Below are 25,754 nucleotides of genomic sequence, written 5' to 3' on the forward strand. Positions count from 1 at the left end.
TGCCGATGTTTCGCAAAGTGTTGATCGCCAATCGCGGCGCCATTGCGGTGCGGATCATCCGCACGCTGAAACACATGGGGATTTCATCGGTGGCTGTGTACACCACCGCGGACGAGGATAGCCTGCACGTCGATCTCGCCGATGAAGCCATCTGGATTGGGGAGGGCCCTGCGAACGAGTCGTACGTGAATCCGGATCAGATTCTCGCCGCCGCGAAGGAGGCCTGCGCAGACGCCATCCACCCTGGCTACGGGTTTCTCAGCGAGAACGCGGCGTTTGCGCGCCGGTGTGCCGAGGAGGGGCTGGTGTTCATTGGGCCTAGCCCCGACCAAATCGAGCAGTTCGGCTACAAGCACGTGGCGCGCGAGGTCGCGCGCCAAGCGGGCGTTCCCTTGTTGCCAGGGTCGACGCTCATGTCGGACATCGGCGAACTGCGCCGCGCCGCAGAGCGGATTGGCTATCCCGTCATTTTGAAGAGCACCGCGGGGGGCGGCGGGATCGGCATGCGCGTGGTGGAGCGAGAAGATGCGCTCGAGGAGGCGTTTGAGAGCGTGCGCCGCCTGTCCGGGCAACACTTCCGCGACGACGGCGTGTTCGTGGAAAAGTACGTGCCGCGCGCCCGGCACATCGAGGTGCAAATTTTCGGGAACCGCCAGGGCGAGATCGTGGCGATTGGCGAGCGCGACTGCACGCTGCAGCGCCGCAATCAGAAGGTGGTGGAGGAGTGTCCGGCGCACGGGCTGTCCGAGGCCACGCGCAGGCGCCTGCACGAGGCGGCGCTGGCCGTTGCGCGCGCTGTCGGCTATCGGAGCGCAGGCACGGTGGAGTTCTTGTACGATCCGGCCTCTGACGCCTTCTACTTCCTGGAGGTCAACACCCGCCTGCAGGTGGAGCACGGCGTGACGGAGGAGGTGTACGGGATCGATCTCGTCGAGTGGATGATCCGCGAGGCGGCGGGAGAGCTGACCGATCTCGCAGCGCGCCTTCCCAAGCCGAGCGGCCACAGCATTCAGGTGCGCGTCTACGCGGAAGACCCTGGGCGCGACTTTCGCCCGTGTGCCGGCAGAGTGGACGGCGTGGTGTGGCCGAAGGATGTGCGCGTCGAGACGTGGATCGGCGCCGGCGTCACCGTGAGTGCGTATTACGATCCGCTGCTCGCCAAGCTCATCGTGCGCGGTGCGACGCGAGAGGAGGCCGTCGGTGCCCTTCGCCGGGCGCTCGCCGAGGCGCGCGTACATGGCGTGCAAAACAACCTGCGCTACCTGCAGGCCATCGCGGCGTCCGAGTCGTTTGCAACGGGGGACGTCCATACGAAGTGGCTCGAGGGCTTCCGGCCGAGCGAGCGCGCGCTCGAAGTGGTGGACGGCGGCCTTCAGAGCACGATTCAGGACTGGCCGGGGCGGACAGGGCTGTGGGACGTCGGCGTGCCGCCGTCGGGGCCGATGGACGCCTTATCGATGCGCATCGGAAATCGCCTGCTCGGCAACCCGGAGGGCGCGCCGGCGCTTGAACTCACGCTGCGCGGCGGCGCGTACAGCTTCCGCGCCGACGTCTGGATATGCCTCACGGGCGCGGATATGCAGGCCACGCTCGACGGCGACCCCGTGCCCAGGTATCAGCCGGTCCTCGCGCGCCGCGGGCAGCTGTTGCGCTTCGGCGAGTCGCGGGCCGGACTGCGCGCCTACCTGTGCGTGCAGGGCGGCTTCGATGTCGCGCCCATCCTCGGCAGCCGAGCGACGTTCGCGCTCGGCGGCTTCGGCGGACACGGTGGCCGCGCGCTCATCGCTGGCGACGTCGTCGGCATCGGCGAGCCCCCGGGCGATGCGCCCGCTTTGGCGGCGTCGGATCGCCACGAAGCGGCGATCGATGGGGCAGAGGCCGCTGTCCAGGAAGCGCCCCCCGTGGAACCGCCCGCCTTCGAGCGCACGTGGGAAATCGGCGTGGTCCCAGGCCCGCACTGCACGCCCGAGTTCCTCCCCGCGTCGTACCTGGAGATGCTCACGTCGACCGAGTGGAAGGTCCACTTCAACAGCTCGCGCACGGGCATCCGCCTCGTCGGTCCCGCGCCTGTCTGGGCGCGCGAAGACGGCGGCGATGCGGGACTACATCCGTCGAATTTGCACGACAACCCGTATGCCATCGGCTCGCTCAACTTGACGGGCGATCTCGCCGTCCTTCTCGGCCAGGATGGCCCAAGCCTCGGCGGCTTCGTGTGCCCCGTGACGACGCCCGCGGCAGAGATGTGGAAGATTGGCCAGCTTCGCCCCGGCGACGCGATTCGTTTTCGGCTCCTAAGCCTCGACCAGGCGCGGGAACTGGACGCGCTGCAGGCCCAGTGCCTCGCGACACCCGCCAGCTACGGCCAAGCCTATCGCCTGCCGCTGCCCGAATCGCCGTTCGCCTCGTATGAGGAGGCGCAGGAAGCCGCCTATCTGGCGCGCGAGTCCGACGGACACGCGTTTTCCGTCTGTATCCGCGCCGCAGGGGACGAATACGTGCTCGTCGAATTCGGTGACATGGAGCTCGATCTCCGCTACCGGTTTCAGGTGCACCTGCTGATGGAGGCCATCCGCGCGGAGAGCGACATCCCGTGGATCGACCTGACGCCAGGCATCCGGTCCCTGCAGATTCACTTCGACCGCACGCGCATGACGAGCGAGGAAGTGGCGCGCCGCGTGCTTCACCTCGACGCCGCGCTGCCGGATCTGTCGACGGCGAGCGTGCCTTCGCGCATCGTGCGCATGCCGCTTTCCTTCGACGATCCGTCCGTTCAGCTCGCCATCGAGCGGTACCAGAAGAATGTGCGGCCCGACGCGCCGTGGTGCCCGAGCAACATCGAGTTCATGCGGCGCGTGAACGGGCTCGACCGCATCGAAGATGTGCGTCAGACGGTGTTCGAAGCGAAATACCTCGTCTTGGGACTTGGCGACGTGTATCTCGGGGCTCCGGCGGCCACGCCCGTCGACCCGCGCCACCGCCTGGTGACCACCAAGTACAACCCCGCGCGAACGTGGACGCCGGAGAATGCGGTCGGGATCGGCGGCTCCTACATGTGCATCTACGGCATGGAGAGCCCTGGAGGATACCAGTTGTTTGGCCGGACGCTCCAGATCTGGAACACGTTCCGGCAGACGGGATCGTTCCGCGACGGCAAGCCATGGCTGCTCCGCTTCTTCGACCAAGTCGAGTTTTACCCCGTCACGCCCGAGGCCTTGGACGAGATGCGCAAGCGGTTTGTGCGGGGCCGCCATGACATCGAGATTTTGGAGACGGTGTTCGATCTCGGCGAATACCTGGCGTTCCTCGAATCCATTCGGGACGATGCGGCGGCGTTCAAGGAGCGGCAAAAGCGCGCGTTTCGCGAGGAATTGGCGCGGTGGAAGGCGATGGGCCTCGCGGCGTACACGAGTGAGGAGCCCGGCGAGCCGGAGGAGCCCGAAGACTACGGCCTCACCGTGGTGCGGGCGCAGATGCCGGGCAGCGTTTGGAAAGTGCATGTCGCCCCAGGCCAGTGGATCCGGCCTGGCGACACCATCGCCGTGATCGAGAGCATGAAGATGGAATTTCCTGTTGAGGCCACCTGCCAAGGCGTGGTCCGCACGGTGCACGTGCGCCCCGGGCAGGAGCTGCGGCCTGGCGGGCCCATCGTCGGGATTGAGGAGGTGTCGGCTTGAACGCGACGACCGTGGCCGCCCTGCGGCGGGCGTACCGCAGTGGGCGTGTGACGCCTTTCGACGTGATCGAAGAGGTGGTGCGAAAGGCCGAGTCGGGCGCGGCGTGGAACGTCTGGATCACGCCGCCAAGTCAAGAGCGCCTCGAGCCGTATCTCAAGGAACTTCGGCGCGAGGACATGGACCGCAAGCCCCTGTGGGGTATCCCGTTTGCGGTGAAGGACAACATCGATGTGGCGGGCATGCCGACCACGGCCGCGTGTCCTGCGTATGCGTACGAGCCGAAAGCGCATGCGTCTGTCGTGGCGCGGTTGGTGCAGGCGGGCGCGATCCCGGTGGGGAAGACGAATTTGGACCAGTTCGCGACTGGGCTCGTCGGCACCCGAAGCCCGTACGGAGAGGTGGCGAACGCGCATCGGCCGGCGTGGGTGAGCGGCGGATCGTCCAGTGGATCGGCCGTGGCGGTGGCGCTCGGGCAGGTGCCCTTCGCGCTCGGCACGGACACCGCGGGGTCTGGGCGCGTGCCGGCTGCGCTGAACGGGGTGGTGGGGTACAAGCCGCGGCCGGGTGGTTGGCCCAACGAAGGCGTGGTGCCGGCCTGCAAAAGCCTGGACTGCGTGAGCGTGTTCACAAGATCGATCGCCGATGCGGCATGGATTCAGGCCGTCATGGCGCGGATCGGCGCGGCCGCCGAATCGCCCAACCGCTTCGTGGTGCCGAGCCGCGTCGACACCTGGTTTGGTTCGCATGCGGCGGCGTTTCAGCGGGCGTGGGAGAGGGCGCTGTCCGCGGTGTCCTCGGCGGGTGTGGCCGTCGAAGAGGTGCCTTTGCCGGAACTGGACGAGGCGAGCGCCATGTTATACGAGGGCCCGTGGATCGCCGAGCGGTGGGCGAGCCTGGGCGCGTTTGTCGAAGGCCACCGGGACGAGGTCCTGCCGGTCACGCGGGCCATCCTTGAGTCCGGACGGGATCGCCTGGCGAGCGACTTGTTCCGAGCGCAGCATCGGCTTCTGGAACTTCGCGCCGCGGTGGCGAACAAGCTCGAGGGCGCCGTGTTGCTCATGCCGACGGTCGGCGGCACGTGGACGCGCGACGAGGTGCGGCAGGATCCGTTGGGCACGAATCGTGCGCTCGGTGCCTACACCCACCACGCCAACCTGCTGCAGCTCGCGAGCCTGTCGCTGCCCTGCGGGGCGGTGGACGAAGCCATGCCGTTCGGGCTATCGCTCTATGTCCCGGGGCATCGCGAGGCAGAGCTCTTTGTGGCGGCGCGATGGTTTGCCGATCTCGATGAGGACCTGGCGGGTTCGGGCCCGTGGGAGGACGAGGCCGATCTCGTCGCTGTGTGCGGGCTGCACATGCGCGGCATGCCGCTCAACCCGGAACTCGTCGCACTGGGTGCCGAGTTTGTGGAGATCGCGAAGACGGCCCCCGCGTATCGGCTGTTCCTGCTCGATACGGAACCTGAGAAGCCTGGCCTGGTGCGCGACGAGCAGGGTGGCGAGGTGGAGCTCGAACTGTGGCGGCTGCCCAAGCGGGCGTGGGCGGCGTTCGTGGCCAAGGTGCGGGCTCCGTTGGCGCTGGGCAACATCCGCCTGGCCGACGGCCGAGAGGTGATCGGGTTTGTGTGCGAGGCTGGCGCGCCGCGCCGCGAGGACATCACGGCCTTCGGGGGCTATCGAGCCTGGCGCGAGCGGAACTAAGGTGTGGCCGGGTTGCGGGCCGGATCCTCCGGCCCGCCTGGCTATCCGTTGATGCCGCTTGACTTTGAGAGGCCCCGCAGAATGGGCTTTCGAAACAGCGCGAAGAGCGCGATCATCGGCAGGGTGGCGAACATGGCGGCGGCCGACAGCCCCTGCCAGTTGGACGAGTCCTGCGTCAAGAAGGTGGACAAGAGCACTTCGATGGGCTGCACGCTCGGCTTCGACGTGACCATGAGTGGCCAGATGAGCGAGTTCCAACAGCCGATGAAGATGTACAGCGCGATGGTGAACAGGATGGGCTTCGACAAGGGCAACACGACGCGCCAAAGATAGGCCAGGTGACCGCAGCCGTCGATTTTCGCCGCATCGTGGTATTCGCGCGGCAGGGTCAGAAGATGTTGGCGCAGCAAGAACACGCCAAAGATGCTTGCGCCATACGGGATCACTTGGGCGATGCGCGTATCCACCAAGTGCAGCTTTGCCATCGTCACGAAGTTCGGGATGAGCAGGGCCTGCTCTGGAATCATGAGAACGGCCAAGAGCATCGTCCAGACAACGCCCTTGCCCCGAAACGGGATGTAGACGAGCGCGTACGCGGCGAGCACGGTCGTGGCAAGGGCGATGACAATGGTCGCGACGGCGATGACGACCGTATTGGCGATGGCGAGCGACCACGTGTTTCCGCGCCACGTCTGCGCCCAGACGGAGAAATTCCAGTCGGGAACGAGGTGGGGCGGGTACACGAACACGTCCTTCGGGCGGTCGATCGACGTGACGAACGTCATGTAAATGGGGACGAGGAAAGCGAGGCCCAGGAGGATCGCCGAGGTGGTTCAAACGGTCCGGGCGAGGCGTTGCATGGGTATCCCCCTCTGCATTTATTGGTAAAACGTCATGCGGTGGCCGATGAAACGTGTCACGGCGGTGACGGCAAAGATGCAGACGACGAGCATCGCCGCCATGGCCGCGGCGTAGGAAAATTGACCATTTGTAAAGGCCTGCTGGTAGATGTACAGGAGCGCTGTGAGCGTCGCGTTCTCCGGCCCCCCGCTCGAGAGGCTGAGCGCATACACTTGAGCAAACGCCTGCAGAGATCCAATCGTGGTGATGACGCCGATAAAAAACAGCGTCGGCGACACGAGCGGCAACGTGATGCGGAACAGACGAGCCACGGGCCCTGCGCCGTCCAATTTGGCCGACTCGATCACGCCCTCGGGCAGCTGGGACATGGCCGAGATCAGCAGAAGCACGTCAAAACCAATGCCGTGCCAGAGCGAGTACAGGGCGACGGCAGGGAGCGCCCAATGGGGCGAATTCAACCAGCCAATGGGCGGCAGGCCGACGAACCGGAGCGCCGCGTTGAGCATGCCGAAATTCGGATTGTACATCCAGAGCCAGCCGATGGCCGTGCCGACGGCGGGCGTGATGTACGGGAGCACGACGAGCGACTGCGCGAAACGGAACACCTTCCGCTGAGCGTGCAGGAGCGCGGCGAGCGCGACGGACAAGATGAGTGTGGCCGGGACCATCATGAGGGCGTAGAGCGCCGTGTTCTCCATCGAGCGCCAAAAGAGAGGATCCGACAGGGCGGCGCGGAAATTGCTGAGCCCCGCGTAACTCCATGCACCTCCCGGGTGGAAGTTGAAAAAGGCGAGCGCAAATGCCAAAACGGCGGGTGCGTAGACAAACGCAAGCAGGAATAGGGCGGCGGGCGCCAGCAGACACGCGGCGAGGAGACCTTCTCGTAGGCCGGATCGGCCTCGAGAAGGTTCGGCAGCGGTCTTAACGGTTGTGCGGACGAAGGTTTGAATCACGGACATGCAAATCAGCTCCTGCGTTGGCCGCTCAGATATTCGTTGCCAACCTGGTTCATGTTGGCCACCGCCTGTTGTGGCGTCTCTTGACCGTTCAGTGCTTTCAAGAGCTCGGTCTGCATGGCTGTGAGCGCGGCATAGTATTGGGTGGCGTTCGCGGCTGGATCCGTGAGCCAGGTGGACGGGCTTGTGAAGGCTTGCGCCTGATCGGGATGCGAAGCGTAAAAGGGCTTGAGATCCTGTGCGGCCGCCGGGCCTATGGGGAGATAATTGGCCACCTCGTCCCACTTTGCGTTTTGTTCAGGGCTCGCGAGCCAGCGAATGAACGTCCAAGCCGCGTCCTGCTGCGCCTTGGTCCCAGTGTTGAGGATGGCGAGGCTGTCGCCATCGACGTAGTTGTACGCGCGCCCCGATGTCCCGGCAGGAGCGGGGGACGCCTTGACCGGAAATTTGCCGCCGACCGACTGCACATCGTACGTCCAGCCCGCGGACGACTCGATGAGAAGACCAATGTTTCCTGTGCCGAAATCGAGTTGGTAGTCGTAGTTTTGCGTGAGGATCATGTCGCCTTTCGCCACGAGATCGCGCAGAAACGACAGGGTGCTGACGGCCTGGGGGTTGTTCAGGGCAAACCGCGTTTCGCTGTTCGAAGCCCATATCTTTCCGCCATTGTCTGCGACCATGGTCAGGAATTGTTCCATCGAAGGCGTCCAGGCGATGCCGTGGATGTTTTTTCCGAGCGCCGTGATTCGGCGCGCGTCGTCGCCAAGCTGCTGCCACGTCTTGGGTGGCGACGCGATGCCTGCCTTTTGGAAGAGCGAAGCGTTGTAGAAAATCACCATGTGGCCGTTCTCTTCAAACGGTAGAATGTACTGTTTCCCCGGATCGATCGCTCTGCCGTTCCAGACGGACGGATAAAAGAACGAGGCGAGTTGCGCCTTCGTGAAGCCGTGGGGCCCGTCGATGTAGGGCGTCAGGTTCACCAGGTAACCGTCTGCGGCGAACTGTTGCGCGGCGTCGAGGTGCGGCATGATGACGTTAGGCGCGTCGCCGGCGGTCATGGCCGCGGTGACCGGTTGGATCTGTGCGTATTTATCGATCACGGTGACATGGATGTTCGGATGCGTGGCGTTAAACTCGTCCACGAGGGCGTGCATTTCTTTTTTCAGCGCGCCGGAAGGATGTCCGTTCCAAAACGTGATTTGAACGACGCCGCTGGTGCTGGCGGCAGCGGACGTGACGCCTTGGGCTTGCTGCGCGTGCGTGCGCTCGAGCGCCACGCCAATACCTGCGCCTGCAAGCACCACGGCGGACGCGATACCGACGGCAAAGACTCGTCTCATGACCAAGCTCCCCCTTTTCATGACCGTTGGTCGGGTCAAGTCCATCTTGGAACGCTCGTTTGAAGGGAGGCTTGCGGTTTTGTGAAGCGGTTGTAAGAAGTCTGTATGTTTTGTTTTCGCTTGTCGATGGAGGTGGCCCCTCTCGATGCGGGAGAACGGGAAAAGGTTTGGGCATGCTAAGCGGCGAGGAGGGGACGCGCTGTGAAGAAGGACATTCAGTCGACGAAGGAACAGACGCCCGTCACAGAGGCGCACAACGCCATCGCACAGGCGGAGCGAGCGGCAAAACAGGCGCTTTCACACACAAATCCGCACACGCTCGGTTCTGCAAGAGAGGCGCTCCTTCAGGCGGAGCACGCCGTCGAAGGCGCGGCCGGATCGTCCAATCCACAGGCCGTGGCGTCGCTTTGCGACAGCCTGGACCGCGTTCGTGCGGAGCTGCAGAGCGCAGAGGAACAAAAACCGTGAGGCCAAGGCTTCACGGTTGCTTCAGTTTCCCGGGCTTCGGGACGCTGGCGTGCCGATGTGTGAGGAGCGGATGGGACTCAATGTGGCGGTAGTCCCGGGTCAGGTACAGCGCCGCGAACGCCGCGGCGACGCCCACGCCGCACGCCAAGAGCAGAAGTTCCGGTGCCACGCCTTGCTGCAGCACCCATGACGACAGCGCGTAACTGATGGGCGTGAATCCGACGCTGACGAGCATGAGGACCGACATCACACGCCCCAGCTTCTCTTCCGGAATGCTCGCCTGCAAAAACGCCAGGAACGGAATGTTGACAATGCTCATCAGGATGCCGACGAGGCCGAGGGCGGCCATGCCCTGGAAGGGCAACGGCCAATAGCCCACCGTGGCCATGGCCAGACCCATCAGCGCGCCGCACATGCCGATCCAGATGAGTTTGCCCTGAAATCCTCGCAGCAAGGCGACGATCACGCCGCCCACGATCGACCCCACGCCGAGCGCGGACTGATATTCTCCCAGAACCGCTCCCGTCCAGCCTCGGTTTCGTATCATGACGGGCACACCGATGCTGAGCGGGCCGATGCAGAACAGATTCACCACCAGGCTCAGGCACATGACGATGACGAGGAGGCGAATGCGGGCGACAAACCGCAGGCCGTCCGCGACGTCGCGCAAAACCGCCGATGCGCCCTGTGCCCCGTCTTCCAAGCCGCTGTGCCCGCGCAGGCGAATCCAAAACATCGTCACCGCCGCGATGGCAAAGACGAGCGCCACCACGACGAACATCAGCCGGTAATCGCGCTGCGCCAGGAGGACGGCCGCGAGCATCGGCCCGACCACCGTGCTCGCCTGCTGCACCGTCTGGACGATGCTCGAGGCCTGCGCGACATGCTCCTCCGCTACGGCCGTCTGCACGATGGACGACGTCGCCGGGTAATAGAACGAGTCGATCACGCCAAACAACACCGCCATCAGGTCGATGGACCATAGGGGCGCACGCGGGCCAAACACCGCGATGCGCAGGGCGAACGCCACGAGGACGGCGGCCCTCGCAGCCAGCGACACGCCCATGATCCATTTGCGGCTGAACCGGTCTGCGATGGCTCCGCCGACAAGCATGAAAATCACGCGCGGAATCGACGCAAGGGTCATGGTGGTGCCGAGCGCGAGCTGGGACCCGGTGATGGACAAAGTATACCAGCTCAAAATGGTGAAATACGCGTTGTCGCCGCCCACCGAAAACAGCGACCCCAACACCAGGATCCACAGGTTTCGCTCGCGCAGGAGCCTTCTATCGAAGCTCAACAACCTTGTCGCACCACCTTGCTCGCTGGATCACTCTCCCTTAAATATACACATCTGCTCCGAGACAGCCAACCACTTTTTGGTCGTGTATCAGGGGCACGCTCACCGTGACACAGCGCTTCCGGCTCTGCGCGGATACGTACGGCGGGGAAATGTAGGGGTGCCCTGCCATGGCGGACTTGAACCACGGCCTTTGCGAGGCATTCAACAGGCCCGCGGGCGGATCGGAAAACACGAACGATCCGTCGCTGCGATTCAACCAGATGGAACCCAGCTGGTGCCGCGCCTTGAGTCGGAGCAGGAGCGGCCGGACCGTTTCGCGCTCCATCGCCTGCCCGCTGAGTTCGGAACACGCCGCGATGAGCGCCAGTTTCAGCGCGTCGAGCGCTTGCGGGTCGAGGGTTGGAGCGGGTTGCGGCAGCAAGGCGTCGTATTCGGCGATTTCGTCCGCGAGTTCCTTGGCCGTCTCGCGCAGGTGATGGGCGACCTGCATCAAGGCGTCGACTTGTTGACGCGAGGCCGCATTTTCCGCCATCAGCGCGACGAGATCGTCCGTGGCCTGTCGCATGGACGACTGCGCGCGCTGGACACAGTCTCCGGCGCTGTCGAGGTGGTCAAACGCGCACCGCGCGTCGGTCACCGCGTGTTGTGCCTCGGCCGCCATTTCGGCCACTTCCCGGCGCACGGTGGCGATAAAGTCTTCAATGGCGCTGAAGGCGCGCACGCCGAGCTGGGAGGCGGCGTTGGCCTCCATGCCGATGGCGGCCAACGTGTCCACGTGGGTGCGGATATCGGCAAAGTTGGTGGAGCTGCGCCGGAGGGCGTCCTTGGCCTGTTCGGCCAAGCGCCGTATCTCTTCTGCGATCACGGCGAAACCGCGCCCGTGCTGTCCCGCGTGTGCGGCCTCGATGGTCGCGTTCAGGGCGATGAGGGAGGTCTGCTCGCTGATCGCGCGGATGGCCTCGTGGACGGCGCGAATTCGATCAAGGCCGGAAAGCAGCTCGGCCACATGCGCGTTGTTGTCTTCAATGACTTGGGACAACCTGCGAAGCGTGTCAGCGGCCGCCTCGACCCGTTCCAAGAGCCCGGGGATCCCATCTTCCAATTGGCCGGCGCGTCGCGCGATGGCGTCCATGGACGTTTGCGCCACGGAAAAGGCGTCAAGTGCGGATCTCACGTGGGCGGCAGAGGTGTCGAGCTCCTCCACGGCGAGCGTGGCTCGCTGACATGTGCGCACTTCCGTCGATTCAGCGCGCTCCGCGAAGGAGACAAGTTCAGAGACGGACTGCTCGACCAACGACGTGGAGGACTCCAGTCTGTCCGCCGTGACGCGAATGGCCGCGATGAGTTCTAGCATGAGAGGCAGATGTGCAGAAGTCTCGCTCTCCACATCTCGGTAGCGTCGAAGCAGCGCCCACAACGTGACCAACTCCCACGATGCGTCATCTACAATGACATTATGAGGCGGTCATTTGGCGTTATCAAGGGAATATGGAAGATAAGTTAACAAAACCGGCGGGCGACATCCCGCCGGTTTCGTTGCGCCGTGGCGAGCGTGCCGCGGGATCACACGGGAAGTTGAATCCCAAGTTGATCGAGCAGGTCGCGATCGACCTCCATGCGCGCGGTCTTGAGCGGGTCGACGACCTGACAGATGCGGAGCCTGCCGACGGCGCTCAGGAGCATGGTGGCGTCCGCGAGGGGCATGTGGGCGGCTTCCGCGAGCCAGGTTGCGGTGCGCCGGGTGGCGCGCTCGGCCGCCTCGTCGAGCGTCGGCGCCGAGGCGATGACGCTCACGTCGTGCGGCGAAATGACCATGGGCGCGGGAAGCGAGGCGCTTTGCACGACCTCCAGCCGGACGGTGACACGCCCCGCCACTTCGATGCCCGACACGCCGACTTCGCCGTCCCCCATGGCCGCGTGCAGATCGCCGAGCGCGAACAGGGCGCCGGGGGTGAACACCGGCAAGAGCAGCACGGCGCCGGCGGTGATGCGCGTGCAGTCCATGTTGCCGCCGTGATCGCCCGGCGTGCCGCACGGGATGGCGCCGGAAGCGGGGGCGACGCCAATGACGCCGATCATCGGCTGAACCGGTGCGCGCACCCCGCCGGGCAAGAGGACGCTGTCGCTTATCTCGACGAAGCGAATCGCGTTTTCCGTGAGTTCTGTGCCCATCACGCCGAGGCCAGGGCCGGTGGTCAGAATGCCGCGGCGGGCAAGTTGGATGTCCAGGATGTGAACCGCGAGGCAATCACCGGGCTCCGCCCCTTGGACTTCGATGGGGCCGGTGGCAGGGTTGATGCGGTCCCAGTCGAGGGTGCCAAAATCCTGGTCCTCGCGCTGAATCTGATTCTCGAAACAGTCGCACGTCTCGATGCGCACCGTCGCGCCACTCGGCACCGACAGTGCGGGTGGATGAGAAGGGGAGAGCGAGTAGACGATGTGATTGGGCTCGAGGGTGTAGACGGTCGTGGACATGAAAGTCCTCCTCTCGCATGCGCAGGACATGCTGCGCTCGTGGGATCCCTCACCTCTTTGACACGGGCGACAGATTCACCTGCTGCGCTCGCGCCGGGCGCGGCATACTAACGGCGAAGACGTTCTTGGAAGGGAGGGAAAGCGATGTCCAACAGCCGGCACGAGTCGAAGCCGCTGCACAACGACGCCAATAAAACGCTGCCGACGAAGGAGACGGACGAGCGGATTCCGGGCGAAAAGCTTAGAGCAAAGCTCGGCAAGAAAAAGTGAGACGCGGCGCGTGGGGGCGATCCGGCCTTCACGCGCCTCGCTGTGAAAGGTTTGATGCGTGGGCAGGGATTGTTCGCCGCGCTGGCGAAATCATGCGTTGAAAAGATGCATGGCGTTGTGGAACACGTATCGCCGCGTTGCGAAGGATGGTCGGGCGTGATCGCGAAACACCGTGCCGTGGCGCTGGCTGCGGCGATGTACGTGGCGCTGGTCGCCTGTGTGGCATCGTTTATCTATCGCTACCATTTGCCGAAGCCTGTGGCGCGCGAGAGAATTCTTCACGTTGCAAGCAAGGCCCTCCCGTCGCCTCGCCTGGACGCGCCCGTGTTTGGGCAGCCCCTGTACCGGCCGGCGCATGCGCCCTCCGGCCTGCGCTTGTCCGTCATCCACGAGCCCCAGTTTACGGCGTATGTGCTGTGGGTGCGGGATCCTCGACGGGTGGCCGTGGTGGAGACGCGGTATCCCGGTGAGGTGGGCGAGACGGTCGAACAGTTCGTCAACGACTGGCATGCGGTCGCTGGCGTGAATGGGGGATCGTTTACGGATACCAACTGGCAAGGGACGGGCGGCCTGGTGCAGGGCATCGTCATCACGGACGGGCGGATCGTCCGGCGCGCCGCTGGGCCCGAGAGCATCATCGGCTTCACGTCGTCGGGCCGGCTCATCACGGGTACCTACACGCTCGCCGAGTTGCAGGCGATGGGCGTGACGCAGGCGCTCATGTTCGGGCCGACGCTCGTGTCCCATGGCGTGGACGAGATTCAGGGCGCGGGCGATTGGGGCTATGCGCCGCGGACGGCGATTGGGCAGACGGCGGATGGCACGGTCATCCTGATGGTCACCGATGGACGCGGGCTCACCGGGCCCGCGGATATTGGCGCAAGCCTCGGGGACGTGGCGCGGCTCATGATTTCGCTTGGCGCGGTGACCGCGGCCAACCTGGACGGCGGATCGTCCGCGACGCTCGTGTACGATGGGCGGCTGGTGAACGAGCCCACCGACATCCTGGGCGAGCGGTACATCGGCACGGCCGTGATCGTCAAATGAGACGGAGTGGACGAGGCGCGAAGCTCAAAGGGTTTGGGGTGTTCGCCGCGGCGCTCTTCGGGACGGCCGCCGTTTTGTGGGGAGCAGAAGAAGCGGCGCGATCTCGGCCTGCCCCGGTCATTTGGCACACCGTGACCGTCCGCGAACCGGCTCCGCAACCGGTGGTGAAGACGCCGCTCGATGCGCGCGGCATCGATCTCGAGCAGGCCATCGCCTGGGATCCGAGTCCGTCCCGCCTCGCGGCGTTCGCGCTTGGGCAGAGGGGTGACCTCACCGTGTTCAACCTCCGCACAGGTGCGCGCATCGCACGCCTGGATCCCGGCCCGGGCGCGGCGAAAGCGGTTTGGGTGAGCGATCGGCTCCTCCTCATCCTCACCCGCGGAAACGCGCTCGAGACCTACGACGTGTGGAATCACGTGCTCAGGTGGATCGCGGCGCTCGAGCCGCCTGCGGGCACGACCTGCCGCGCCATCGCGTGGAGCGGCTACACGAACGACCTGTTCGTCATCTTTTCCGCCTCTTGGGGGAACGAGGTGTACGAGTTTGACACCAATGAACATATGACCCTCTGGTCCTTGGGCCATCTCGATGTGGAGCAGGCGTATTACGGCGCGACGAATCTCACGTTGTACGTGGTGGATGCCGCGCACCGCCTGTGGTCGTACCGCGCGGGCGTGCTGCGCCTCGTGGCGACGCACGTCGCGCTCATTCGCGGCGCCGGAAACACCGTGTACTGCGCCGTGCTCGGCGCAAACGGCGAGGCGGTCGAGGTCCGCGCGTTTGACGGCCAGGCGTGGAGGACCGTGTGCCGACTGAAGTCTTCGGCGCCCGTTTCAAACCTCATCGTCGATCACGCCGGGAACGTGTATATCGTTTCTCGCGGCCTGGTGCAGGATGCGAAGGGCCGCGCGGCGCGTGCGGAGCCCGGGGCGTTCTTCTTCCCGTCCCAGAGCGCCGACGCCGCGCTTGTCGTCAAGGGACAGGCGTACGGCGTGACGCTGGACTGAGCGGCGGGTTGAGGCCCCGATTCTGAACTCTTCGATGAGAAGCTGAGGCGGATATCGTATAATGTTGGGCGACTGCCGAGGCGCCTTCCGCGTGGCTTCGGACATGATAGAGCAGGGAAGTGGCAGCGTGGAACAGCGACAACCGATGGAAGAGAGGCCGAAGCGAAACTGGTTTTCCGGCCTGTTTTTGCCCATCCTGATTGGCGTCGGCATTGCCATGGCGCTTCGGCTGTGGGTGGTGAGCCCCGCTCGCGTGCCCTCCGCCTCGATGTATCCCACCATTCCTGCGACGAGCTCCCGAAATTTTGCGTACGTGATCGTCAACAAACTGGCGACGGAGCTGTGGCCCATTCACCGCGGGGAGGTCGTGGTGTTTCACTGGCCGGATGACCCGAGCGAGCTGTTCGTCAAGCGCGTCATCGGCCTGCCGGGGGATACGGTGACGGTGACGTCCAACGCCGTGTACATCAACGGGAAAAAGTTGGTCGAGAACAACCCGGACATCTCCAAGTACAACGGCACCGTCGTGGGCACGTGGAAGGTGCCGGCGGGGTGCTACTTCATGCTCGGCGACAACCGGCCCATCTCGGACGACAGTCGGCTGTGGGTGCACAAGTTTGTGCCTCGTTCGATGATTGTGGGCGAGGCGGAGTTCGTCGTGTACCCGTTTAACAAGATGAGCGTCATTTCGCAACACGTGTGAGGGGAGTGCGGCAGATGCAGTATGTGCGTCTCGGCAAGACCGGGCTCGAAGTGTCGCGCATTTGTCTCGGGTGCATGAGCTACGGGGATCCGGAGCGCGGCACGCACCGCTGGGTGTTGCGCGAAGAGGAGGCGCGCCCGTTCATTCGGAAGGCGCTCGATCTCGGCATCAACTTCTTCGATACCGCGAACGTGTATTCCCTGGGCGCGAGCGAGGAGATTTTGGGGCGCGCCATCCGCGATTTTGTGCGGCGAGACGAGGTCGTGATCGCCACCAAGGTCCATGGCCGCATGCGCCCGGGGCCGAACGGCGGCGGGCTCTCGCGCAAGCATATCATGGAGGAGATCGACAACAGCCTGCGCCGCTTGGGAACGGATTACGTGGATTTGTACCAAATCCATCGGTTTGATCCCAACACGCCGGTCGAAGAGACGATGGAGGCGCTTCACGACGTGGTGAAGGCGGGCAAGGCGCGGTACATTGGCGCGTCCTCCATGTACGCGTGGCAGTTTCTCAAGCTGCAGCACGCGGCCGAGCTCCACGGCTGGACGAAATTCGTCTCGATGCAGAACTACTACAATCTGCTCTACCGCGAGGAGGAGCGGGAAATGATGCCGCTCTGCCACGCGGACGGGATCGGCGTGATCCCTTGGAGTCCGCTCGCGCGGGGGCGGCTGACCCGCCCGTGGGACACGCGGACCGCCAGGTCGGAGACGGATGAGTTCGGGAGAAAGCTGTACGCGCTGACCGAGGACAGCGATCGGCGAGTGGTCGAGCGCGTGCAGGCCGTGGCGGATGGCCGCGGGGTGCCCATGGCGCAGGTGGCGCTCGCCTGGGTGCTGTCGAAGCCGTATGTCACATCGCCCATCATCGGCGCGACGAAGCTGCACCATCTCGAGGACGCGGTCGCGGCGCTGGAGATCACCTTGACGCCCGAGGAAATCGCGCAATTGGAGGAGCATTACGTGCCTCACCCGGTTCTCGGTCACCAATGATGCGCGTTGAGGTTACACCGGATGAAAGGGGCGCAGTGCGATGTCTGTGGAGTTGGAAAGGGCGGCGGCGCTCCTCGACGAGGGTCCTCCCTATGCTCGTCGCCGCACGTTTGCCATCATCTCACACCCGGACGCGGGGAAGACGACACTGACCGAAAAGTTGCTGCTGTTTGGCGGCGCCATTCGCGAGGCGGGTGCGGTGAAGGGCCGGAAGGCGCGGCGGCACGCCACGAGCGACTGGATGGAGATTGAAAAGCAGCGCGGCATTTCGGTGACGTCCACCGTGTTGCAATTCGATTACAGGGGTTGCCGGCTCAACCTGCTGGATACGCCGGGACACGAAGACTTCAGCGAGGACACGTACCGCACGCTCGCCGCGGCCGACAGCGCGGTCATGCTCATCGACGCCGCCAAGGGCGTCGAGCCGCAGACCATCAAACTGTTCGAAGTCTGTCGCATGCGCGGCATTCCCATCTTCACCTTCGTCAACAAGCTGGATCGCCATGGCAAGGATCCGTTTGAGCTGATGGAGGAAATCGAGCGCGTGCTCGGCATCCGCTCCTGCCCCATCACGTGGCCCATCGGCATGGGGCCCGACTTCCAGGGAATTTATCACCGCATGGACGGGCGCTTCGAGCGGTTCACGAGCCGGACCGAGGACATGGAGTCCATCGACGTTCCCGACCTCGGCGATCCGTCCCTGGCCGAGGTGCTCGGTGAGCCGCTCTGGCGAAAGCTGCAGGAAGACATCGAACTGCTCGATGTGGCGGGCGATCCGTTCGATCCCGATCTCGTTCGCCAGGGCAGGCTCACGCCGATGTACTTTGGCAGCGCCATTGCGAATTTCGGCGTGGCCGCGTTTCTCGAGTCCTTCATCCGCTTCGCCCCGCCGCCGGGCCCCCGCGAGACGGTCGACGGCCGCGTGCACCCGGGCGATCCGGCCTTCACGGGCTTCGTCTTCAAAATCCAGGCCAATATGAACCCCGCTCACCGCGATCGCGTCGCGTTCGTCCGCATTTGCTCGGGCAAGTTTGAGCGCGGCATGACCGTGGCCCACGTGCGCACCGGCAAGCGCATCTCGCTCAGCCAGCCGCAGCAGTTCTTCGGTCAGGAGCGCGAGACGGTCGACGAGGCGTACGCCGGCGACATCATCGGCATTCACGATCCCGGCCTGTTCCGCATTGGCGATACCCTGGCCGAGCGGGGGCAAGTCGCGTTTCCGCCGCTGCCTTCGTTTTCGCCCGAACACTTCGCGCGCGTTTCGGTGCCGAACGCCATGAAGTATAAACAGTTCCACAAGGGCATCGCCGAGCTGTCGGAGGAGGGCGCCATCCAGGTCTTCCGCCAGGCCAATCGCACCGAGGATCTCATCCTCGGCGCCGTGGGCCAGCTGCAGTTTGACGTGTTTGTCTACCGGATGAAGGCCGAGTACGGCGTCGACGTGGACATGGTGCGGCTCCCGTACCAGTTTGCCCGCTGGCTCGACTCGAAGGATCCCGTCGACAACCTCCAGTTCGACCGGTACGCCACACTCGTCGTGCGCGATCGCGACGAGCGCACGGTGCTCTTGTTCCAGACGGAGTTCGCCATGCAATGGCTGCTTGATAAAAACCCGAACGTGCGCCTGCACAAGACGTCGCTCGAACTCGTCGCGTCGCAGGGGCGCGCGGAGGAGTGAGAACATGCCAGCGGCAAGCTACCTCACCTATGCGCAGCTCGTCGATCGCCTGCGTTCCCTCGCGCAGCAGGCGCCCGATCTCGTCCGCGTCGACGTGATCGGCCAAAGTCGGCAGGGGCGCGATCTGTACGCCGTCACGGTGACGGAGGCGGCGACGGGATCTCCCCTCGACAAACCGGCCGTTCTGGTGGATGGCAACATTCACGCGGGTGAGGTGTGCGCGTCGAGCGCCGTCATGCATTGGATCGAGCAACTGGTCGCGATGCGGGATGCGGACCCGCTCGTCCGCGAGCTCCTGCGCACGCGCACGGTGTACGCCATTCCCCGGATTGCCGTGGATGGCGCCGAGCTGTACCTGACGACGCCCGCCAGGCTGCGCTCGAGCCCGCACCTGTACCCGCACACGTCGCCGCCCGACGGCTTCGTCGAGGACGACGTGAACGGTGATGGGCGCATTCTCTTGATGCGCGTGCCCGCCGAGGACGGGGCGTTTGCCATCGACGAGCAGGATCCGCGCATCATGCGCCCGCGCATGCCGGGCGAGGTGGGGGGCGTGTACTATCACGTGTTCCCGGAGGGACGCTTGGTGCGGCACGCCAAAGGCGGTGCGCGGCCGGCGGCGTCGTCGGCGCGAGACGCGCGCCTGCACGGCATGGACTTCAACCGCAACTTTCCCATTCGCTGGGCCGGCGAAAGCGGCCAGCCCGGGGCGGGCCCATTTCCGCTGTCTGAGCCCGAGCTGCGCGCGCTGGCCGACTTCATCGCGGCGCACCCCAACATCGCTGCGTATGCCGCTCTCCACACGTCGGGCGGGGTCATTTTGCGCCAGCCCTCGACCGGCGACGATACGGTGCTTTCACCGGCCGATCGCGCCCTGTTCACCGAGGTCGCCCGCATGGGCGAGCGTGAGACGGGCTACTTCTCGGGTTCCAACTATGAGAAGTTCGCGACCGGCCACGAATCCGTGCTCATGCCCGGTGCGGCGGACGACTGGATGTACGATCACCTTGGGGTGCTCAGTTTTACCGTGGAGCTCTGGGACTTGCGGCGGCGCGCAGGGGCACGCGGGTACGGCGAGATCGGCATGCGCAAGATGATGGCCCTGACCGCAGAGGAGCGGCTCGAGGACGAGCGCAAGGTCGTGGACTACGTGGCACGCGCGTTTCCGGGCGGCTACACGCCGTGGACGCCGTTCGATCATCCTGACTTCGGGCCCGTTGAAATCGGCGGGATCGACCCCAAGTTCGTCATCCAGAACCCGCCGCCTGCGCTTCTGGAGGAGGAATGCCGCCGGGTCGGCCGGTTTTTGACGCGACTCGGCCTGTCGACGGCGCGTCTCCTTGTGACCGCCGTCTCGGCCGAGCGCATCGCCGACGGCGCGTACCGCGTAGTTGCGGAGGTGGCCAACGCGGGCTTCTTGCCGACGGCGAGCACGAAAAAAGGGGGCGATCTCGCCGTAGAGGGCATCCGCGCGGAGTTGCACGGTGCGTCAGACATCCTCGCGGGAGAGTCGCCGTGCGAGCTCGCGCACTTGGATGGGTACGGCTTTCAGGGCGCGTGGCGCCTGCCCGTGCACCAGCGGGCGCACGTCGAATGGGTGGTGAGGGCGAATCCGGGGGCCGTTTTGGACGTGTCGTTTTACGCCCCACGCGCGGGACGGGCCACAGCCACCGTGGCGCTCCCCGGATGAATACCGAAGATGGTTCAAAGGTTGAAGTACTGGACATTGAATCGGTTCGCAGCGTCGAGCAGGTCCGAGGTGCTCACGTTTCCCGTGATGACAATCCATTGATTCCTATAAGGATAATAGAGTCCGACGTGATTCCCGTCGCTGTACAGGCTGGCTTGAATACGCGAGGAGAGTGTCTTTTGTTGCATGGCTTTCGGCGCCGGGAAAGCGTGAGGGACGGCAAAGATATTCACGAGCGTGCTCGGGGAGAAATACTCGAAGAACTTCCCTACCCCTGTCACCGAAACCACACCAAGCTTTATCAGGTTGGTCTGTCCGTTCAACAGGTTGGGCAAGTTGTGGTTGCTGCTGTCGGGGTCGAAAGACGTACCGATTATCCCTTTGACATGCCACATACCGTGGCTCGTCGTCAGGACGAGAATGTAGTCCACAGGATGCGGTTCGACACCGGGCACGCGAAGCCTGACAATCGAGACATCGCCAAACGTCGATACATTGACCACCTGCTGGGCAGACGGGTAGACCGTTTTGCCGTTCGATAAGGTCCAGAAAATCGAGTCGATGGCCGCAGTTTCGGGAGTCTTCGCGTGCGAAACCGGCACGTCTCGGTTGGTACTCATGACGACATGAACGTCTGACTTCTGGACAGGCGCCTTCTGGGCTTTTTCTGCGCCGCAGGCCGTCGCCGTGACGGATGCTAGTAGCGCCAACAGGAGGGTCCAGTGATTTCGTTTCAATGGAGTCGACCTGCCTTTCTTCGAGAGAGGGTCTTGCGCATGAGAGAGCCATGCGCATGCATCCTGTCCCCTCAACATTGGGCGCGGACCGACACGTGAGAGCTCGAGGTCGTTTCCACGGGTGTAAGGCCAGCGTGCGAGCGGGAAGCGGATGACGATCCGAACGTTGGCCGATGGGAGACCCTGAAGAATGCTCTACCGTAGCGCACAGGCTCGAACGTCTTGCCGGCCGCTGCAACCGTCCGACACATCGTCCACTCGAATCTGACGCGTCGTCCACTCCATAGTTGTGAATATCTAGCATGATACAATACGTGCGCTTAGCTGTAAACGATTCTCCTTGTTTTGAATAGAGTGTCAGATGGCTGGTCACCTCGCGTCGAACCTACGCCGGCAGTGACGTCCTCGCATCACCATGCACCCTCGGCATGTCCGCCATCACGCGTGTATCTCTCAAAAATCAAAAAGGCTCGCACGGATCGCCCCTCGACGTGTTTCTAGTGGATATTTCCTATGGATTCTGATAAAATCGAGGAACAACCGGCAAAACGGACCGCGCCGTTTATGGAGTGCCGGTTATGGAGTGGACGATGCGACAAGCGCGGCGGGGTTCGCGCGTAGGTAGACTAGAAGGATAGACAGCAAGATACTGCCACAGAGGTAGGCGTCCGGAGGTGGGAACGGCGTTGCGAGAGTGACGTTCAGGGGTTACAATATTAGCAGCCGACTTCAACGAGTGCTAACAGGGTGTTGCCCTCTCGCACACCATGACGTTCCACCGCGGTGTGTCCGTGATCTGCTCTTCCTGCGCATCCTCAACGAGAACGAGCCGCAGGTACTCGCGCACAGTGTCCGTGTCGAGATTCGTCGCGAAGCGGAGCCAGACAACACACAGGAGGTGGTGCGTGCATGACGTTGGAAATCGGATATGTCAGCACCTATGTTCCCCGGAAATGCGGACTTGCCACTTACACACACCATTTGCGCCAGAGCGTACGCCAGGCGGCGGGATCGGCCGCGGCGGACCAGGTCATCGCGATGTTGGCCCCGGACGAGGACATGAAGGACTACAACCGCTCGTACTGGTTCCTTCGCCGCGAAGAGCGCCGCGATTATGCGCGCATCGCGCGCCGCGTGAACGACAGCCGGATTGGCGTCGTATCCCTGCAGCACGAATTCGGCATTTTTGGTGGCGAGGCAGGGGCGTACATCCTCGACTTCATTCACACACTCGACAAACCGCTCGTCACGACGTTTCACACTGTCTTTCAAAAGCCCATGTCGCCGTATCGCGAAGTACAAAAGGAGATCGCGCAGCGGAGCGACGCCATCGTCGTCATGAACCGCCAGGCCATCGACTACCTTGTCGATGCGTTTGCCATCTCGCCGTCGAAAATTCACTATCTGCCGCATGGCACGCCCACGAGGTCGCTGACGCCGCGAGACGAGCTGCGCAGGCGCTTCGGCTGGCAGAACAGGGCCGTGATCGTCACCTTTGGCCTGCTCGGGCCGAGCAAGGGCATTGAGTTCATGCTGGACGCGATGCCTGCCATCGTCCGCAAGGTGCCGAACGCCCTGTATGTGATTGCTGGTCAGACGCATCCGGAAATTGTCAAGCGCGAGGGCGAGGCGTACCGCGAGTCGCTCATGCGGCGCGTCAAGGAGCTTCGCCTGGACGATCACGTCGTGATGCTGAACCAATACATGTCGGAGTCGGACATCGTGGACCTCATCACGGCGGCCGATCTTTATGTGACGCCGTATCCCAACATGGAGCAAATCACGAGTGGGACGCTGGCCTACGCGGTCGGCATCGGGCAGGTCGTCTTGACCACGCCCTACGCCTATGCGCGCGATTTGCTCAAGGACGTCCCGGAATTGCTGGTGCCTTTTGGCGATACGCGCGCTTGGGCTGAACGGGCTATCGAAATCCTGAGCGACGAGGGCCACCGCGCGAGATACGCGGAGCGGATTTCGGCCATCGGAAATGAGATGACATGGCCGCGCGTGGGCGAGCGCTACTGGCAGCTCATCCAGGCCGTCGCACGCCAAGCCGACCAGGTCGCATCGGGGGTGAAGGGCTTTGCGGTCATCGCACACTGATCGCCTGCCGGTTTCCCTTCACCATCTGCGCCGGATGACAGACGACACAGGGCTCATTGAGCACGCGATTGGCCGCATTCCCAGACGCCAGGAGGGGTATTCCACAGACGACAATGCTCGCGCGCTGTGGCTTGCCTACGAGTGGCTCCGATACGCCCGCGAGCGGGGGCTTGAGGAGGAAGCGGCCGAACTCGCGCGACTCATTGACATCTATTTCGCGTTTTTGGCATGGGTCCAGAAGTCTGACGGCTGGTTTCACAACAATGTGTCGTATGACCGCCGCTTCGAGCTCGAGGTCCCATCGGACGATTGCCAAGGGAGATCGGTGTACGCGCTCGCCGTTGCGATGTGTGAGGAGCGCGATCCGGCTCGCCTGACGGCGTACGCGCAGGTGTTGCGCCGCGGCCTAGAGGCGGCTTTCGCGCTCACGCACGTGCGCGGCGTGGCCCACGTCGTGGCGGCGGCCGCGCGCCTGTTGCAACACGCGGAAACGTCCAAAGCTTCTCAGGAAGCAGTTCCCGAGTTCTGGGCGTTTGTCCGCCAGCGGTTGCCGGGCGTCGTGGAGCGCGGAGCGCGCGACTTGGTGGCGCGCTTTGAGACCCATGCGCGCGGCGACTGGCCGTGGTTTGAGGAGCGAATGACGTACGATAACGCGGTCATGCCGTGGGCGCTCTTTGAAGCTTACCGCCTCGAGGGACAGGGGCGTTGGCGAGAGGTCGCGGAAGCGTCCTTGGAAGGCCTGCTTGCGCGGATGCGCACGCCCGAAGGGCGGGTTCGGCCCATTGGCAACCGGGGTTTCGCGGCGCCTGGGTTCACGGCCTTATGGGATCAGCAGCCGCTGGAAATCGCGCAGCTCGCCATCGCTTGCGATGCGGCGTGGCGCGCGACGGGGGATGGCGCATACTTGCAGATTGTGGCGCAGTGCCAGCGCTGGTTTTTCGGCGAAAACGATCGCGGCGCGCCCATGGCCGATCCGTTCGATGGCAGCTGCTGTGACGGCCTGACCCCTCAGGGGCCCAACTTGAATCGCGGCGCCGAGTCCACGTGGTCGTACCTCGTCACCGAAGTGCATGTCGAGAAGGCGTTCGCGGACCTTCCTGACGCGGCCCGCGCCTACGGCGCGTGGGTCGGTGTGTCGAGGCAGAACGCGGTGGCCTCCGAAGGGCGGAAGGCCCTTGGGGCCCTGCCTCGATGATGCGAAACGCCGGCCAGCCTCACAGTGGGGCAAGGCCGGCGTTTCCGTTTTCCTTGACCCTTTGATACCACCCGAGGAAGGCGTTCTGCACGGCGGTGCGGATTTTCTCCTCGGAGAACTCTCCGGTATACAACTGTTCTTCATCTCGCCAGTCGGCCCAGAGTCCGTTTTGGTCTGGCGCCTGTGTCCAAAAGTCGTCCTGGGCGGTGATGTGAAACACGCCGTTCTTGTACTTGGCCGTCACCTTCAAATGGGGACTGTAAAAGTGCGAGTTGACAAATGCCACGACGAGTTCGGCCGACTCCGTCGTGACCACCTTGGCTTGAAGGGCCGAGTCGCCCTCGTGAATGGATCTGGCGATGTCATTGAACAGGCGCACGATTTCTTCCTTGGACTCCGTCTCGCTCATGACGACGTGAGTCGTGACGTTCACCGCGTCTCCGCGCTCGCGGATGCGCAACATCTCCTGATGAAACTTGTCCATCTCATCGCACCCTTTCCACACGCTCTCTCTTCATCCTCCCCCGGACACGCCCATCCATGCGCGAGAAGCATTCGAGCGCGATCCGCCTCTCGAGGCCGATGTTGGTGTACAATGAAGGCGTTGTCATGCCTTTGCGATTTCCATCGCGTCAGGAGGTAGGTTCGATGCGCGTCGTCGTCACAGGTGGGAGTGGGCTTTTAGGCCCCTGGGTGATTCGCGAGTTCGTCGAGGCAGGCTACGACGTGTTGAACGTCGACACTCGTCAGCCCGCAGAGGAATGGTGCCCGACGATTCTCGCCGATTTGACGAACCTCGGAGATTGCTATCAGGTGCTGTTTGGCGCCGATGCCCTCGTGCATCTTGCGGCGCTTCCGCGCGTCGGCATCCGGACGGATGCGGCGACGTTTCAACTCAACGCGGTCTCCACGTACAACGTGCTCGAGGCAGCGGGATCGCTCGGCATCCGCAAGGCGGTCATCACGTCGAGCGAGTCTTCGTATGGACTCGTGTTCGCGAAGCATCCTTTCGCGCCGCAGTACGTGCCCGTGGATGAGGACCATCCGCAGCTTCCCCAGGATGCGTACGGCCTGTCGAAGGTGGTGAACGAGCTGACGGCCGAGACGCTTCACAGGCGGTATGGTATGCAAATTGTCTCGTTTCGGCTCGGAAACGTGATCACGCCCGACATGTACCGCAACTTTCCCGACTTCATCAAAAAGCCGGAGGTGCGCAAGAACATCCTCTGGTCGTACATCGATGCGCGCGACGCGGCGGTGGCCTATCGGCTGGCGGTGGAGAAGGACGGGCTGGGGTGCGCGAAGCTCAACATCGCGGCGGACTGGACGAGTATGGACATGACGAATGGCGAACTGCTCGCGGCGTGCTACCCCGAGGTGCAGGACGTTCGCGTGGATCTCAACGGCTACGAGACGCTCTTGTCGAATCGCCGAGCGAAGGAAGTCTTGGGCTGGCAGCCCATCCACCACTGGCGCGACGAGGTCGCGAAGCTTCGAGGCTGAGGCGGCCAAGCGGGACAACACAGGTCGTTAGCGCGCGTGCGGGACTTGC

General features: G+C 64.0%; 21 protein-coding genes. 13 read left to right on the forward strand and 8 right to left on the reverse strand.

The features are described 5' to 3' along the window. Positions 1-5: 5 nt before the first annotated feature. Positions 6-3,674 (forward strand): urea carboxylase, encoded by a 3,669-nt coding sequence (gene uca / locus BW934_RS09260; protein ID WP_076347377.1) that lies wholly within the window; start codon positions 6-8, stop codon positions 3,672-3,674. Next, positions 3,671-5,374, forward strand: a complete 1,704-nt coding sequence (gene atzF, locus BW934_RS09265; RefSeq protein ID WP_076347379.1) for an allophanate hydrolase — start codon at positions 3,671-3,673, stop codon at positions 5,372-5,374. Before uca ends, atzF begins: the two co-directional genes overlap by 4 nt. Before the next feature lie 41 nt (positions 5,375-5,415). Here the strand turns inward: atzF and BW934_RS09270 are convergent, their stop codons facing one another. The 3 genes from BW934_RS09270 to BW934_RS09280 form a co-directional block, all read right to left on the reverse strand. Further along, positions 5,416-6,159 carry a carbohydrate ABC transporter permease gene (locus tag BW934_RS09270; RefSeq protein WP_143232618.1) on the reverse strand — a complete coding sequence of 248 codons (744 nt, stop codon included), beginning with the start codon at positions 6,157-6,159 and terminating at the stop codon, positions 5,416-5,418. 93 nt (positions 6,160-6,252) lie between these two features. Then, complete coding sequence (locus BW934_RS09275; RefSeq protein ID WP_076347381.1) at positions 6,253-7,194, reverse strand: carbohydrate ABC transporter permease; 942 nt, start codon at positions 7,192-7,194, stop codon at positions 6,253-6,255. Between the two features lie 5 nt (positions 7,195-7,199). Beyond that, positions 7,200-8,531 carry an ABC transporter substrate-binding protein gene (locus tag BW934_RS09280; protein WP_076347383.1) on the reverse strand — a complete coding sequence of 444 codons (1,332 nt, stop codon included), beginning with the start codon at positions 8,529-8,531 and terminating at the stop codon, positions 7,200-7,202. Positions 8,532-8,732: 201 nt separating this feature from the next. Here BW934_RS09280 and BW934_RS09285 point away from each other — a divergent pair, with 201 nt between their 5' ends. Further along, positions 8,733-8,999, forward strand: coding sequence for a hypothetical protein (locus BW934_RS09285; protein WP_076347385.1), 267 nt, complete (start codon positions 8,733-8,735; stop codon positions 8,997-8,999). A gap of 10 nt (positions 9,000-9,009) precedes the next feature. On the opposite strand, the gene BW934_RS09290 is transcribed toward BW934_RS09285, so the two are convergent. The 3 genes from BW934_RS09290 to BW934_RS09300 all read right to left on the reverse strand — a co-directional run bounded on the left by BW934_RS09290 (position 9,010) and on the right by BW934_RS09300 (position 12,777). After that, positions 9,010-10,302 (reverse strand): MFS transporter, encoded by a 1,293-nt coding sequence (locus BW934_RS09290; protein WP_076347387.1) that lies wholly within the window; start codon positions 10,300-10,302, stop codon positions 9,010-9,012. A gap of 37 nt (positions 10,303-10,339) precedes the next feature. Then, positions 10,340-11,719 carry a methyl-accepting chemotaxis protein gene (locus BW934_RS09295; protein WP_076347389.1) on the reverse strand — a complete coding sequence of 460 codons (1,380 nt, stop codon included), beginning with the start codon at positions 11,717-11,719 and terminating at the stop codon, positions 10,340-10,342. 146 nt (positions 11,720-11,865) lie between these two features. Beyond that, the gene (locus tag BW934_RS09300; protein ID WP_076347391.1) at positions 11,866-12,777 is read right to left on the reverse strand and encodes an acetamidase/formamidase family protein; all 912 of its coding nucleotides are present in this window, start codon (positions 12,775-12,777) and stop codon (positions 11,866-11,868) included. A gap of 144 nt (positions 12,778-12,921) precedes the next feature. On the opposite strand from BW934_RS09300, the gene BW934_RS15350 reads away from it, so the two are divergent. From BW934_RS15350 to BW934_RS09330, 7 genes are all read left to right on the forward strand, one after another. After that, positions 12,922-13,047: a hypothetical protein gene (locus BW934_RS15350; RefSeq protein WP_268758067.1), complete on the forward strand. Its 126-nt coding sequence runs from the start codon at positions 12,922-12,924 to the stop codon at positions 13,045-13,047. A gap of 156 nt (positions 13,048-13,203) precedes the next feature. Then, positions 13,204-14,094, forward strand: a complete 891-nt coding sequence (locus tag BW934_RS09305; protein WP_076347393.1) for a phosphodiester glycosidase family protein — start codon at positions 13,204-13,206, stop codon at positions 14,092-14,094. After that, a complete protein-coding gene (locus BW934_RS09310) occupies positions 14,091-15,101 on the forward strand; it encodes a hypothetical protein (RefSeq protein ID WP_076347395.1) in 1,011 nt (336 codons plus the stop codon). The genes BW934_RS09305 and BW934_RS09310 overlap by 4 nt, the downstream gene beginning before the upstream one ends. A 127-nt stretch (positions 15,102-15,228) precedes the next feature. Beyond that, positions 15,229-15,804 carry a signal peptidase I gene (gene lepB, locus BW934_RS09315; protein ID WP_234969707.1) on the forward strand — a complete coding sequence of 192 codons (576 nt, stop codon included), beginning with the start codon at positions 15,229-15,231 and terminating at the stop codon, positions 15,802-15,804. Positions 15,805-15,818: 14 nt separating this feature from the next. Beyond that, on the forward strand, positions 15,819-16,799 hold the full coding sequence (locus BW934_RS09320; RefSeq protein ID WP_076347397.1) for an aldo/keto reductase: 981 nt from the start codon (positions 15,819-15,821) through the stop codon (positions 16,797-16,799). A 40-nt stretch (positions 16,800-16,839) separates the two neighbouring features. Then, positions 16,840-18,477, forward strand: a complete 1,638-nt coding sequence (locus BW934_RS09325; RefSeq protein ID WP_076347399.1) for a peptide chain release factor 3 — start codon at positions 16,840-16,842, stop codon at positions 18,475-18,477. A 4-nt stretch (positions 18,478-18,481) separates the two neighbouring features. Beyond that, positions 18,482-20,167: a M14 family metallopeptidase gene (locus tag BW934_RS09330; protein ID WP_076347401.1), complete on the forward strand. Its 1,686-nt coding sequence runs from the start codon at positions 18,482-18,484 to the stop codon at positions 20,165-20,167. Between the two features lie 14 nt (positions 20,168-20,181). Here the strand turns inward: BW934_RS09330 and BW934_RS09335 are convergent, their stop codons facing one another. After that, positions 20,182-20,904, reverse strand: a complete 723-nt coding sequence (locus BW934_RS09335; protein WP_076347403.1) for a hypothetical protein — start codon at positions 20,902-20,904, stop codon at positions 20,182-20,184. Positions 20,905-21,813: 909 nt separating this feature from the next. On the opposite strand from BW934_RS09335, the gene BW934_RS09340 reads away from it, so the two are divergent. Next, a complete protein-coding gene (locus BW934_RS09340) occupies positions 21,814-23,007 on the forward strand; it encodes a glycosyltransferase family 4 protein (RefSeq protein ID WP_076347405.1) in 1,194 nt (397 codons plus the stop codon). Further along, positions 22,988-24,202, forward strand: a complete 1,215-nt coding sequence (locus BW934_RS09345; RefSeq protein ID WP_076347407.1) for a glycosyl transferase — start codon at positions 22,988-22,990, stop codon at positions 24,200-24,202. The genes BW934_RS09340 and BW934_RS09345 overlap by 20 nt, the downstream gene beginning before the upstream one ends. Before the next feature lie 19 nt (positions 24,203-24,221). On the opposite strand, the gene BW934_RS09350 is transcribed toward BW934_RS09345, so the two are convergent. Next, on the reverse strand, positions 24,222-24,686 hold the full coding sequence (locus tag BW934_RS09350; protein ID WP_076347409.1) for a hypothetical protein: 465 nt from the start codon (positions 24,684-24,686) through the stop codon (positions 24,222-24,224). Between the two features lie 164 nt (positions 24,687-24,850). Here BW934_RS09350 and BW934_RS09355 point away from each other — a divergent pair, with 164 nt between their 5' ends. After that, positions 24,851-25,705: an NAD-dependent epimerase/dehydratase family protein gene (locus BW934_RS09355; protein ID WP_076347411.1), complete on the forward strand. Its 855-nt coding sequence runs from the start codon at positions 24,851-24,853 to the stop codon at positions 25,703-25,705. Positions 25,706-25,754 lie beyond the last annotated feature (49 nt).

This window comes from Alicyclobacillus vulcanalis (assembly GCF_900156755.1).
GTDB lineage: Bacteria > Bacillota > Bacilli > Alicyclobacillales > Alicyclobacillaceae > Alicyclobacillus > Alicyclobacillus vulcanalis.

Excerpts from the sequence above, each read along its gene's own strand:
- BW934_RS09270 (WP_143232618.1), bottom strand. The coding sequence starts at position 6,159 with ATGACGTTCGTCACGTCGATCGACCGCCCGAAGGACGTGTTCGTGTAC.
- BW934_RS09350 (WP_076347409.1), bottom strand. The coding sequence starts at position 24,686 with ATGGACAAGTTTCATCAGGAGATGTTGCGCATCCGCGAGCGCGGAGAC.
- BW934_RS09355 (WP_076347411.1), top strand. The coding sequence starts at position 24,851 with ATGCGCGTCGTCGTCACAGGTGGGAGTGGGCTTTTAGGCCCCTGGGTG.
- BW934_RS09320 (WP_076347397.1), top strand. The coding sequence starts at position 15,819 with ATGCAGTATGTGCGTCTCGGCAAGACCGGGCTCGAAGTGTCGCGCATT.
- BW934_RS15350 (WP_268758067.1), top strand. The coding sequence starts at position 12,922 with ATGTCCAACAGCCGGCACGAGTCGAAGCCGCTGCACAACGACGCCAAT.
- BW934_RS09280 (WP_076347383.1), bottom strand. The coding sequence starts at position 8,531 with ATGAGACGAGTCTTTGCCGTCGGTATCGCGTCCGCCGTGGTGCTTGCA.
- BW934_RS09340 (WP_076347405.1), top strand. The coding sequence starts at position 21,814 with ATGACGTTGGAAATCGGATATGTCAGCACCTATGTTCCCCGGAAATGC.
- BW934_RS09310 (WP_076347395.1), top strand. The coding sequence starts at position 14,091 with ATGAGACGGAGTGGACGAGGCGCGAAGCTCAAAGGGTTTGGGGTGTTC.
- BW934_RS09325 (WP_076347399.1), top strand. The coding sequence starts at position 16,840 with ATGTCTGTGGAGTTGGAAAGGGCGGCGGCGCTCCTCGACGAGGGTCCT.
- BW934_RS09275 (WP_076347381.1), bottom strand. The coding sequence starts at position 7,194 with ATGTCCGTGATTCAAACCTTCGTCCGCACAACCGTTAAGACCGCTGCC.
- uca (WP_076347377.1), top strand. The coding sequence starts at position 6 with ATGTTTCGCAAAGTGTTGATCGCCAATCGCGGCGCCATTGCGGTGCGG.
- BW934_RS09330 (WP_076347401.1), top strand. The coding sequence starts at position 18,482 with ATGCCAGCGGCAAGCTACCTCACCTATGCGCAGCTCGTCGATCGCCTG.
- BW934_RS09300 (WP_076347391.1), bottom strand. The coding sequence starts at position 12,777 with ATGTCCACGACCGTCTACACCCTCGAGCCCAATCACATCGTCTACTCG.